Below are 12,388 nucleotides of genomic sequence, written 5' to 3' on the forward strand. Positions count from 1 at the left end.
TGCTCGCGTGCAAGGCACGCGCGATCTGGGGCGGGCACATCTGCAAATCAGGGCTGGCGGCCGGCACCAGACATCCGACATATCGCGTCGGATCCGGTGTGGGACTCTTCAATGCGCGTGGTGATCTCGGGCGCATCGGGGAATGCCGCCGAGCAGCAGGGTTGCTCGCGGCGAATTTTGGGATGGGATTAAACAACTGGACGCGTGACTGAAGCGCGTGTGGGTAGGGAGGATCGGATGACGACGATTAGCAGCACCGGCACTGTGGCCGGCGCGGGGCTTGGTTTCCTCGACAAGGAGCGGACGATTGCGACCGCCGGCTTCAATCGCTGGCTGGTGCCGCCGGCAGCACTCTGCATCCATCTGTGCATCGGCATGGCCTATGGCTTCTCGGTGTTCTGGCTGCCACTGTCGCGCGCGATCGGATTGAACGCGCCGAAGGCGTGTCCCGACATCTCGTTGTGGCAGGAATTGTTCACGACCAGCTGCGACTGGAAGGTGGCGAGCCTGGGGTGGATGTACACCCTGTTCTTCGTGCTGCTCGGTGTCTCCGCTGCGATCTGGGGTGGCTGGCTCGAACGCGTCGGGCCGCGCAAGGCCGGCTTCGTTGCCGCACTGTGCTGGGCGGGCGGTTTGCTGATCGGCGCGCTGGGCGTCTACGTCCACCAGCTCTGGCTGATGTGGCTGGGCGCCGGCGTCATCGGCGGCGTCGGCCTCGGGCTTGGCTACATCTCGCCGGTGTCGACACTGGTGAAATGGTTTCCCGATCGCCGCGGCATGGCGACCGGCATGGCGATCATGGGTTTTGGCGGCGGCGCCATGATCGGCGCGCCGCTCGCAAACATCCTGATGAACTATTTCAAGACCCCGACTTCGGTCGGCGTCTGGGAAACCTTCCTGGCGATGGGCGTGATCTATTGCGTGTTCATGATGATCGGCGCCTTCCGCTATCGGATTCCGCCGGCCGGCTGGCAGCCCGAGGGCTGGACACCGCCGGCCAAGGCCAATGCGATGATCTCGACCAAGAACGTGCATCTCGACGATGCGCACAAGACGCCGCAGTTCTGGCTGATCTGGTGGGTGCTCTGTCTCAACGTCTCCGCGGGCATCGGCGTGATCGGCATGGCCTCGCCGATGCTGCAGGAGATCTTCGCCGGCAAGTTGATCGGATTGCCTAACGTCGGCTTCAACCAGCTTGACGCGTCGCAGAAGGCGCAGATCGCCGGCATCGCGGCGGGCTTCGCCGGGCTCTTGTCGCTGTTCAACATTGGCGGCCGTTTCTTCTGGGCTTCGCTGTCGGACAAGATCGGGCGCAAGAACACGTACTACACGTTCTTCCTGCTCGGCATCGCGCTCTATGCGCTGGCGCCGACCTTCGCGGCGATGGGCTCGAAACTCCTGTTCGTGCTCGGCTTCGGCATCATCCTATCGATGTATGGCGGCGGCTTCTCGACCGTGCCGGCCTATCTCGCCGACATGTTCGGAACGCAGTTCGTTGGCGCCATTCACGGGCGCCTGCTGACGGCGTGGGCGACCGCGGGCATCATCGGTCCCGTCGTGGTCAACTACATCCGCGAGTTCCAGCTAGCTGCCGGCGTTCCGCGCGACCAGCTCTACAACACCACGATGTACATCCTCTGCGCCATGCTGATCGCAGGCCTGATCTGCAATTATCTGGTCAAGCCGGTCGATCCGAAGTGGCATATGAGCGATGCGGAGGTAGCCAAGCTGCAGGCGGCGACTGCGAGCGCGGATGCGGCTGGTGCGCATGGTTCCCACGGAATCGGGTTCGGTGGGTTAGATGCCAAGGCCGCGCTGTTCTGGGCCTTTGTCGGCATTCCCCTGGCCTGGGGCGTCTGGAAGACGCTGGAGAGCGCGGTCAAGATCTTCTGATCGCATCGGCGTCGTGGGTGCTTTGGTCCCGCGACGCCGGCTTACGCGCAGGAACCGGGAAGGGATATGCGTGTTGGCATGTCCCTTAAATGCTTATTTAGACGCGATAATTTTATCTTGGCATCTGGCATGCCAGAAGCTAGAGTTGATCTAATGAGTGACGAGAACGGGATGTTGCAATGACGACGCATGAGGTGCGTGAGGTTCGCGCGTTTGAGCATCCTGGCGCCGGACGCCGCAAGGCCAAGGCGACGCCGAAGGGACGCCAGATCGATCCTGTTGCGGCGCATGAAGTCGAACAGTTGCTTGGCGACCAGCCGCGCCGGCGCGATCTCCTGATCGAATTCCTGCACCTGATCCAGGACAAGTACCACCAGATCTCGGCTGCGCATCTCGCAGCGCTCGCGGACGAGATGAGATTGTCGTTCGCCGAAGTGTTCGAGACCGCGACTTTCTACGCGCATTTCGACGTGGTGAAGGAAGGCCAGCCGGATATCGCGCCGCTCACGATCCGCGTCTGCGATTCGCTGACCTGCGCGATGCTCGGCGGCGAACGGCTGCTGCAGGAATTGCAGGACGGCGCCGGCCCCGGCATCCGCGTGGTGCGCGCGCCCTGCGTCGGCCGCTGCGACACCGCGCCGGTCGCGGAAGTCGGCCACAACTTCGTCGATCATGCGACGGTCGAAAGCGTGTTGGCGACGGCGAAAGCAGGGGACACGCATGCGCATCTGCCTGATTATGTCGCGTATGACGACTATGTCGCCGGTGGCGGCTATCGGTTGCTGAACCGGCTCCGTGCGGGCGAACTGTCAAAGGACGAGATCCTGAAGGCGCTCGACGATGCCTCGCTGCGCGGGCTCGGCGGCGCAGGTTTCCCCACAGGGCGCAAATGGCGCGCGGTGCTGGGCGAGCCGGGGCCGCGGCTGATGGCTATCAATGGCGATGAGGGCGAGCCCGGCACGATCAAGGATCGCTATTATCTCGAGGCGGATCCGCATCGCTTCCTCGAGGGGACGCTGATCGGCGCTGACGTGGTCGAAGCCGCCGACGTCTACATCTATATCCGCGACGAATATCCGGCGGTCCGCGAGATCCTTGCGCGTGAGATCGAAAAGCTTCCACCCAGCGGACCGCGCCTGCACCTGCGCCGCGGCGCCGGCGCCTACATCTGCGGCGAAGAATCCTCGCTGCTCGAGAGTATCGAGGGCAAGCGCGGACTGCCGCGGCACAAGCCGCCTTATCCGTTCCAGGTCGGGCTGTTCGGCCTGCCGACGCTGATCAACAATGTCGAGACTCTGTGGTGGGTGCGCGACATCATCGAGAAGGGCGCCGACTGGTGGAAGAGCCACGGCCGTAACGATCGTCACGGCCTGCGCAGCTACTCGGTCTCGGGCCGCGTGAAGAATCCCGGCGTGAAGCTGGCGCCATCAGGCATCACCGTGCGCGAACTGGTCGATGAATATTGCGGCGGCATGGCCGACGGCCACACCCTCCATGCCTACCTTCCAGGCGGCGCCTCCGGTGGCATCCTGCCGGCGAGCATGGACAATATCCCGCTCGATTTCGGCACGCTGGAGAAATACGGCTGCTTCATCGGCTCGGCCGCGATCGTGATCTTGTCGCAAGCGGACAGCGTGAAGGCGGCGGCGCTCAATCTGATGCGCTTCTTTGAGGATGAAAGCTGTGGGCAGTGCACGCCATGCCGCGTCGGCACGCAGAAGGCGGCGCTGTTGATGGAACGGCCGGTGTGGAACCGGGCGTTGCTCGAGGAACTGAGCCAGGCGATGCGCGATGCGTCGATCTGCGGCCTCGGCCAGGCCGCCTCGAATCCCCTGACCTCCGTGATTAAATACTTCCCCGACGAGTTCAAGGAAGCTGCGGAATGACGACGATCCAGTTCGAGCTCGACGGCAAACAGGTCGAGGCCAAGGCGGGCGAGACCATCTGGCAGGTGGCAAAGCGCCAAGGCCAGGAGATTCCGCATCTGTGCTATTCGCCGGCACCGGACTATCGGCCTGACGGCAATTGCCGCGCCTGCATGGTCGAGATCGAAGGCGAGCGCGTGCTCGCCGCCTCCTGCAAGCGCACGCCTTCCGTCGGCATGAAGGTGAAGACGGCGAGCAGCCGCGCCGTCGCCGCGCAGAAGATGGTGATGGAGCTCCTGGTCGCTGACCAGCCGGCGCGCAAGACCTCGCACGATCCCGATTCGAAATTCTGGCACTGGGCCGAGAAGACCGGCGTCACCGAGAGCCGTTTCCCGGCGGCGGAGCGCTGGGACGCCGACCCCAGCCATCCGGCGATGCGCGTCAATCTCGACGCCTGCATCCAGTGCGGGCTGTGCGTGCGCGCCTGCCGCGAGGTTCAGGTCAACGACGTCATCGGCATGGCCTACCGCAATGCCGATGCCAAGATCGTGTTCGACTTCGACGATCCGATGGGCGAGTCGACCTGCGTCGCCTGCGGCGAATGCGTGCAGGCCTGCCCGACCGGCGCGTTGATGCCGGCGGTGATGCTCGACGAGAAGCAGACCCGCGTCACCTATCCTGATCGCAAGGTGGATTCGCTGTGCCCGTTCTGCGGCGTCGGCTGCCAGGTCACCTATCAGGTCAAGGACGAGAAGGTGATCTATGCGGAAGGGCGCGACGGCCCTGCCAATCACAACCGGCTCTGCGTCAAGGGCCGCTTCGGCTTCGATTATATCCACCATCCGCATCGGCTGACCAAGCCGCTGGTACGATTGCCGAACGCGAAGAAGGACGCCAACGACCAGGTCGATCCGGCCAATCCGTTCACGCATTTCCGCGAAGCGAGCTGGGAAGAGGCGCTCGACATCGCCGCGAAGGGTCTCGTCAAGATCCGCGACGAGAAGGGCGTGAAGGCGCTCGCCGGATTCGGATCGGCAAAAGGATCGAACGAGGAAGCCTATCTGTTCCAGAAACTGGTGCGCACCGGCTTCGGCTCCAACAATGTCGACCACTGCACGCGGCTGTGCCACGCCTCGTCGGTGGCGGCGCTGACGGAGGGGTTGAACTCCGGCGCGGTGTCGGCGCCGTTCTCGGCGGCGATGGATGCCGAGGTCATCATCGTGATCGGAGCCAACCCGACCGTGAACCATCCGGTGGCCGCGACCTATATCAAGAACGCGGCCAAGCGCGGCGCCAAGCTGATCGTATTGGACCCGCGGCTGCAGTCGCTGTCGCGCTACGCCTATAAGCATCTCGCCTTCAAGCCGGGAAGCGACGTCGCGATGCTGAACGCGATGATCAACACGATCATCACCGAAGGCCTGACCGACGATCAATACATCGCGGGCTATACCGAGGGCTTCGACGAGCTGAAGGCCAAGATTGTCGATTTCACGCCGGAGAAGATGGAGCCGATCTGCGGCATCCCGGCCGAGACCTTGCGCGAAGTGGCGCGGCTCTATGCGCGCGCGAAATCATCGATCATCTTCTGGGGCATGGGCATCAGCCAGCACGTCCATGGCACCGACAATGCGCGCTGCCTGATCGCGCTCGCGCTGATCACCGGCCAGGTCGGCCGTCCTGGCACCGGCCTGCATCCGCTGCGCGGTCAGAACAACGTGCAGGGCGCGTCGGATGCCGGCCTGATCCCGATGTTCCTGCCGGACTATCAGCCGGTCGGCCGCGTCGATCTGCGCGGCAAGTTCGAGGAGCTCTGGCAGAAGAGCCTCGACCCGGTCCGCGGCCTGACGGTCGTCGAGATCATGAACGCGATCCATGCCGGCGAAATCCGCGGCATGTATATCGAGGGGGAAAATCCCGCGATGTCCGATCCCGATCTGCAGCATGCGCGCGAGGCGCTTGCCATGCTTGATCATCTCGTGGTGCAGGACCTCTTCGTCACCGAGACCGCATTCCATGCCGACGTGATCCTGCCGGCTTCGGCCTTCGCGGAGAAGTCCGGCACCTTCACCAACACCGATCGCCGCGTGCAGCTCGCGCGCGAGGTGATCAAGCCGCCGGGCGATGCGCGGCAGGATCTCTGGATCATCCAGGAAATCGCCAGGCGCATGGGCCTGCCGTGGAATTACAGCGGTCCGGCTGATGTGTTCGCCGAGATGGCGGAGCTGATGCCGTCCTTGAAGAACATCACCTGGGAACGTCTGGTGCGCGAGGGTGCGGTGACCTATCCGGTCGACGATCCCAACAAGCCCGGCAACGAGATCATCTTCACCACGGGCTTCCCGACCGAAAGCGGCCGCGGCAAGATCGTGCCGGCGCATGTCATTCCGCCGGATGAAGTGCCCGACGACGAATATCCGATGGTGCTCTCGACCGGCCGCGTGCTCGAGCACTGGCACACGGGCTCGATGACCCGCCGTGCCGCCGTGCTCGACCAGATCGAGCCGGAGGCGGTCGCCTTCATGTCGCCCAAGGACATGCGGCGGATGCAGCTCTGGCCCGGCGACTTCATCCGGCTTCAGACCCGCCGCGGCGCGGTTGAGGTCAAGGTGCGCTCCGACCGCGACGTGCCGGAGAACATGGTGTTCATGCCGTTCTGTTATGCGGAGGCGGCGGCGAACCTCCTGACCAATCCGGCGCTCGATCCGTTCGGCAAGATTCCGGAATTCAAGTTCTGCGCCGCGCGCGCGGAAAAGGCCGAATTCCGCTCGGCCGCGGAGTAGGCGGGAGCCTGCACGGGAACCTACCGGACAGCCGGCCGTTAATTTGGTCGGCGCGCAGGTGGGCATCCGATGCTGGCAAACGAAAAGAATCCGGAATTTCAGAGCCCGCGCGAGTGGGCGTCCGGGCGGCGAGCGCATCCGTCCCCTCGGGTCGATGAGCCAGAAGTCATCGCCTCCAGCGTCTATGCGAACGGACGCCGCGTCACGGATATTGCCATTGACGAAGCCGGCGGGTGGTCAAGGAGGCCCGGCCATGTCGTCTGGATCGGTTTGCTCGAGCCGGCTGCTGAGCTGTTGCAGCGAATTCAGCTCCAGTTCGACCTGCATTCCCTGGCGATCGAAGATGCCTCGAAGGCTCACCAGCAGCCCAAGGTCGAGCAATATGGCGGCGCGCTCTTCGTCGTCGCGAGAACGGCGCAACTGATCGACGGTCATATCGTCTTTGGCGAAACCCACATATTCGTCGGCAAGGGCTACGTGGTCTCGGTCCGGCACGGAGCATCGACCTCTTATGCTGCCGTGCGCGAGCGCTGCGAGACCTGTATCACCTCGCTGGCGCAGGGCGAAGACTACATTCTTTATGCGATCCTCGACTTTATCGTCGACAACTACTCGCCCGTGATCGAGGCGCTTCAGGCTGAAGTCGAAGCGCTGGAGGAGGCCGTGCTTCGCAGATCGCGCGTGAAGTTCGAGTTCGATCGGCTGTACAAGCTCCGCCGTGATCTCCTGCAGCTGCGACGCGCGGTAGGGCCGGTGGTCGATGTCTGCCGCAGGCTGGAGCATATGGACGTGATCGCTCTCGATGACGCGATGAAGCCGCTCTTCCGCGATGTCCTTGATCACGCGAAGAGAGCGCAGGAGGACATCGATTCGCTTCGCGAGATTCTCGCATTCGCTTTCGAAGCAAGCATGATGGCGGGCCAATCGCAGCAGACGGAGATTACTCGGCGTCTGGCGGCGTGGGCCGCGATATTGGCCGTGCCGACCGCCGTTGCGGGCATCTACGGCATGAACTTCGAGAACATGCCGGAGCTGAAATGGGCTTACGGCTACTACGTCGTTCTCGCCGGCATCTTCGGCGCCTGCGCGCTTCTTTATGCCCGATTTCGTCAGTCCGGCTGGCTATGACCGGTGTAGTGATTTGCGGGCAGACACTCTCGCACATCCGATAAGCGCACAAAACACGATACCGGCAGCTATACTGGCGTGACCGCTGAACATCACGAGGCCGAGGCTCCAGCCCTGCCGAGCGACGAGAATGCCGAGCGCAAAAAGCAGAGCGCATGCGCCGGCAATGCGATGAACATATGTCGTGGTTAGCCGCAGGGGCCTGCCGAAGATGTCGCGCTGCTGGCGATTCGTGGCAAACGCCAGCGCAGTGAACCCTGCCAGGCATAGCGCAAAGGAAAGGAGATGACTCATCCAGCTGCCTCGCTAGACGCAACGGCGGTCGGAGCCTCGCAGCTTGTCTTGCGCCTGAACCGGGATCTGGTCTTCTGCCGAGCCGTGCGTACCGCCAGGACGGCATGGAGCACAGCGAGCGCCCAGCACATGATATCCACACCGGCAAAGACCCAGTCGCCTTCGGACAAGCTGTGCCACAGCGGACGTTGCGTCGTCAGTGCATTGAGGACTGGCAACAGAAACAGCAGCGCTGATGCGCCCCATAGTTGCTCGACCCAGGCCGACTTGGCCGGACGCACCAGCGCATGCAGCAGCGTCAGGGCCCACACGATGAAGAACGAGTGAATCTCCCAGTCAGAGCGGCCCTCCAACGGGTGTGGCAGCAGGCGGTTGGCCCACAAAAATGCAGTCATTGCGATCGATAGGCCGGCAATGCTCGCGATGTTCAATCGCTCCACAACACGGAAACCAAAATGGGGGCGATCCGGGTCAGGCAGATTTTGTCGCCGCTTTACGGTCCACATAACCAGGCCTGTCCCCACCATGGCCGTACCCATGAAGCTTACGAGGAAGTACAGCCATCGCGTGACGGAGTCGCTGAAGCGTCCCAAGTGGAGTGCATAAAGTACGCCTCGGGTTTCGGCCGCAGCCCCCACATGCTCGCGGACCGCCAGCAGTTTGCCGGTGGTACCTTCGAACTCCATATACTGCGGGCTCATGGAAACGCGGCCGGCTTCTCCTCGCGTCACAGCCACACCCGCTGCCGCATCTCCGGGATGAACCGAGCCGTTCGATCCATTGCCTTACGTGAAGTCGCTCCTGATCGCAGCCCTCGGGCTCGGGGCGGCCGAACTGGTTCATCCGCACTTCGGCGTCGAGAACGTCGATCTGGTGTTCCTTACCGCCGTCGTCGTCGTGGCCGTGCGCTACGGGCTGTGGCCGTCGCTGCTCACGAGTGTGGCGGCCTCGCTGTGCTACAATTTCTTCTTCCTGCCGCCGTTCTATACCTTCACCATCGCCGATCCGACCAATATCGCGGCATTCTTCTTCTTCATGCTGATCGCGCTTCTGGTCTCCAACGTTGCCGCGCGCGTGCGTGTCCAGGCCGACACCGCGATCAGCCGTGTGCGCATGACCGAGCAGCTCTATGCCTTCAGCCGCAAGCTCGCCGGCACCGCGACGCTCGACGACGTGCTGTGGGCGACCGCCTACCAAATCGCGCTGATGCTGAAAGTGCGCGTGGTGCTGCTGCTGCCGGAAGCGGGCCTGCTCGAGGTCAAGGCCGGCTATCCGCCGGAAGATCAACTCGATGACGCCGATCTTGCAGCCGCGAACTGGGCCTGGTCCAACGATCGTCCGGCCGGCCGCGGCTCGGACACGCTGCCCGGCGCCAAGCGCCTTTTCCTGCCGATGCGGACCGGCCGCGGGCTGATCGGCGCTATCGGCATCGACAACGACAAGACCGGCCCGCTGCCGACGCCGGACCAGCGGCGCCTGCTGGACGCGCTGGTCGACCAGGGTGCGCTCGCGATCGAGCGCGTGCTGCTGGTCGAGGACATGGACAAGGTCAAGCGTACCGTCGAATCCGAACGCCTGCGCTCAGCGCTGTTGACCTCAATCTCGCACGACCTGAAGACCCCGCTGGCCTCCGTGCTTGGCGCTGCCTCGACCTTGCGCGATCTCGCCGGCAACCTCACGGACGCGCAAAAGCACGACCTGATCGCGACGGTGATCGACGAGTCCGAGCGGCTGAACCGGTTCATCGCCAACCTGCTCGACATGACCAAGCTCGAATCGGGCGCTATCGTGCCGAACACGGCGCGGCATGACGTCGGCGAAATCATAGGCAGTGCGCTGCGCCGCGCCGGCAAGATCCTGGTTCGCCACAAGGTCTCGCTCGATCTCGCCGCCGATCTGCCGATGCTGGAGCTCGACGCGGTGCTGTTCGAGCAGGTGCTGTTCAACCTGTTCGACAACGCCGCGAAATATGCGCCTCCCGACACAACGATCTGGATACGCGGCTGGCAGGATCGGGATGCGATCGTGCTGCAGGTCATGGACGAAGGCAGCGGCATTCCACCGACTGAACTCGAAAGCATCTTCGACAAGTTCTATCGCGTGCAGAAGGGCGATCATGTCCGCCCAGGCACTGGCCTCGGTCTTGCGATCTCCCGCGGTTTCGTCGAAGCCATGCACGGCACGATCTCGGCCGCCAACCGCACCGACCGGAGCGGCGCCGTGTTGACAATCCGCCTGCCGATCCCGGCGGCGACTGCTGCGCTGGATACTGCTGCATGAACGCGATACCGATCAAGGTCCTGGTCATCGACGACGAGCCGCCGATCCGCAAATTGTTGCGGATGGGCCTGAGCACGCAGGGCTACGAGATCATCGAGGCCTCGAACGGCAAAGCGGGACTGGAGATGCTGACTCAGGGGCCGGCGCTGATCATCCTCGATCTCGGCCTGCCGGATATCCAGGGCCACGACCTCCTTCGCATGATCCGCGCGCGCAACGAAAGCGTGCCGATCGTGGTGCTATCGAGCCGTGGCGACGAAGCTGGCAAGGTGCAAGCGCTTGATCTTGGCGCCGACGATTATTTGACAAAGCCGTTCGGGATGGATGAATTACTAGCGCGGCTGCGTGCGGCGCTGCGTCATCAGTTGCAGGTGCAGGGCGAACGGCCGGTCTTCCGCACCGGCGATCTGTGGGTCGATCTTGTCCGCCGCATCGTCAAGGTAGGTGATCGCGAAGTGAAATTGTCACCGAAGGAATATGACTTGCTGCGTGTGCTCGCGCAGCACGCGGGCAAGGTCTTGACCCATCGCTTCCTGTTGAAGGAATTGTGGGACGAACACACCGATGCGCAATATCTTCGCGTCTATGTCCGTCAGCTTCGCCAGAAGATCGAAGCCGATCCGGAGCGTCCGCAATTCGTGCTGACGGAAACTGGCATCGGCTACCGCTTGCGCGCAGCGGACTGAAGCTGGTTGCAGAGGCGGAACTTTCTCGGGGTGAGGAAATTAATCTCCCTCAACCGGGAGGAATGCCAATGGCACGAAAATATTCCAGGAAAGCATCTGGCGACGTCAAGCGCGCGATGAAAAAGCGCAAGACCGGCACGTTGAAGAGCGGCCGGTCGGGCCGCAAGGTCAAGAGCCGCAAACAGGCGATCGCGATCGGGCTTTCGGAAGCACGCGCCAAAGGCAGGAAAGTGCCGAAGAAGACCTCCAAGAAGAAGACTTCCAAGAAGACAACGAAGAAGCGGAAGAGCAGCAAGAAGCGCAAGGCCAAGCGGTAGGCTCACGTCGCCGTCATTCCAATGAATGGCAAGGTGGCCTCGACCTCACCTCGCGCCGCCCACGGGGAGAGGTCGAAATTCAAGCGCAGCTTGAATTTCGGGTGAGTGGAGCCTCCGCGGATTCATCTCTCACCGTACTTGCGGAGAATGCCCCTCACCCCAACCCTCTCTCCGCGACAGAGCGGAGAGGGGGAGAAGCTCCGTCATCGCTGTATCAACTCTTACCCCGCCTTGCGTGCGCGTGCGGTCGAGCGATGTGCTTTCCGCGGCGCGCGGCGGTGGGATGATCGGCGGCGGGCGGTGGAATGGCCGCGTTTCTTGGCCGCTGAGCGGCCCTTCAGGCTCTGCTTCAGTGCATCCATCAGGTTGATGACGTTGCTGGGCCGCTCCTCGGGCTCCGGGACCTCGATTTTCTTGCCGGCAGCCTTGCGCCGCACCAGCGCCTTCAACGCGTCCTCATATTCGTCCTTGAATGTCGAGGGATCGAAATGGGCCGCCTTGCTATCGAGGATGTGGCCCGCGAGCTCGACCATATCCTTGGTGATCTTTGGCGTCTTGATGTCGTCGAAATAATCGGTCTCGTCGCGCAGCTCGTAGGGGTAACGCAAGGTGGTGCCGAGCAGGCCCTTGCCGAGCGGCTCGATTGCCATGACGTGCTCGCGATTGGTCAGCACGATCCGGGCCAGCGCCACGCGGTCCTGATCCTTCATCGCGTCGCGGATCACGGCGAAAGCGTCAATGCCGGCCTTGCCATCGGGCGCGATGTAGTAGGGGTGGTTGAGATAGCGCCTGTCGATCTCGTCCCTGGGTACGAAGCTTTCGATATCGATCGTATGGTTGCTCTCGATCTGGACGGACTCGAGCTCCTCCGGTTCGATCTCGACATATTTCCCTTTCCGGACCTCGTAGCCGCGCGCCTTCTGGTTGCTTTCGACGATGTCGCCGGTCTCGGCATCTACCATCTGCTGCTTCAATCGGTTGCCGGTGTCCTTGTTGATCATGTGGAAGCGGGTTTTCGCAACCGCGGTCGAGGCCGGATACAGCACCACTGGGCACGCCACCAGCGAGAGCTTCAAGGTGCCTTTCCAATAGGCGCGAGGGGCCATTACATGCTCCCGATATTTCGGATATGGGAACTTCAA

At 63.0% G+C, this 12,388-nt stretch carries 9 protein-coding genes and 1 pseudogene; 7 read left to right on the plus strand and 3 right to left on the minus strand.

What is annotated here, in order from left to right:
• The first annotated feature begins 237 nt into the window (after positions 1–237).
• The 4 genes from J6497_RS14285 (at position 238) to J6497_RS14300 (ending at position 7,669) form a co-directional block, all read left to right on the plus strand.
• Positions 238–1,893 carry an OFA family MFS transporter gene (locus J6497_RS14285; protein ID WP_225704895.1) on the plus strand — a complete coding sequence of 552 codons (1,656 nt, stop codon included), beginning with the start codon at positions 238–240 and terminating at the stop codon, positions 1,891–1,893.
• Positions 1,894–2,072: 179 nt separating this feature from the next.
• A complete protein-coding gene (locus tag J6497_RS14290) occupies positions 2,073–3,779 on the plus strand; it encodes an NADH-ubiquinone oxidoreductase-F iron-sulfur binding region domain-containing protein (RefSeq protein ID WP_225704896.1) in 1,707 nt (568 codons plus the stop codon).
• Positions 3,776–6,541: a formate dehydrogenase subunit alpha gene (gene fdhF, locus J6497_RS14295; protein WP_225704897.1), complete on the plus strand. Its 2,766-nt coding sequence runs from the start codon at positions 3,776–3,778 to the stop codon at positions 6,539–6,541. The genes J6497_RS14290 and fdhF overlap by 4 nt, the downstream gene beginning before the upstream one ends.
• Positions 6,542–6,610: 69 nt before the next feature.
• Positions 6,611–7,669, plus strand: a complete 1,059-nt coding sequence (locus J6497_RS14300; protein WP_225704898.1) for a magnesium and cobalt transport protein CorA — start codon at positions 6,611–6,613, stop codon at positions 7,667–7,669.
• Here J6497_RS14300 and J6497_RS14305 read toward each other — a convergent pair.
• Both J6497_RS14305 and J6497_RS14310 read right to left on the minus strand, forming a co-directional pair.
• A complete protein-coding gene (locus J6497_RS14305) occupies positions 7,664–7,963 on the minus strand; it encodes a DUF3325 domain-containing protein (protein ID WP_225704899.1) in 300 nt (99 codons plus the stop codon). The genes J6497_RS14300 and J6497_RS14305 overlap by 6 nt on opposite strands.
• Positions 7,960–8,649, minus strand: a complete 690-nt coding sequence (locus J6497_RS14310) for a PepSY domain-containing protein (protein WP_225704900.1) — start codon at positions 8,647–8,649, stop codon at positions 7,960–7,962. Before J6497_RS14310 ends, J6497_RS14305 begins: the two co-directional genes overlap by 4 nt.
• Before the next feature lie 76 nt (positions 8,650–8,725).
• On the opposite strand from J6497_RS14310, the pseudogene J6497_RS14315 reads away from it, so the two are divergent.
• The 3 genes and pseudogenes from J6497_RS14315 to J6497_RS14325 form a co-directional block, all read left to right on the plus strand.
• A pseudogene (locus tag J6497_RS14315) lies at positions 8,726–10,243 on the plus strand (DUF4118 domain-containing protein); the annotation flags it as partial.
• Entirely contained in the window at positions 10,240–10,929 is a 690-nt protein-coding gene (locus J6497_RS14320) for a response regulator (protein ID WP_225704901.1), read from the plus strand. The pseudogene J6497_RS14315 and the gene J6497_RS14320, both read left to right, overlap by 4 nt.
• 68 nt (positions 10,930–10,997) lie before the next feature.
• Positions 10,998–11,246 carry a DUF6496 domain-containing protein gene (locus tag J6497_RS14325; protein WP_225704902.1) on the plus strand — a complete coding sequence of 83 codons (249 nt, stop codon included), beginning with the start codon at positions 10,998–11,000 and terminating at the stop codon, positions 11,244–11,246.
• Between the two features lie 221 nt (positions 11,247–11,467).
• On the opposite strand, the gene ku is transcribed toward J6497_RS14325, so the two are convergent.
• On the minus strand, positions 11,468–12,352 hold the full coding sequence (gene ku / locus J6497_RS14330; RefSeq protein ID WP_225704903.1) for a non-homologous end joining protein Ku: 885 nt from the start codon (positions 12,350–12,352) through the stop codon (positions 11,468–11,470).
• Between the last annotated feature and the right edge of the window lie 36 nt (positions 12,353–12,388).

It is taken from the genome of Bradyrhizobium cenepequi, assembly GCF_020329485.1.
GTDB lineage: Bacteria > Pseudomonadota > Alphaproteobacteria > Rhizobiales > Xanthobacteraceae > Bradyrhizobium > Bradyrhizobium cenepequi.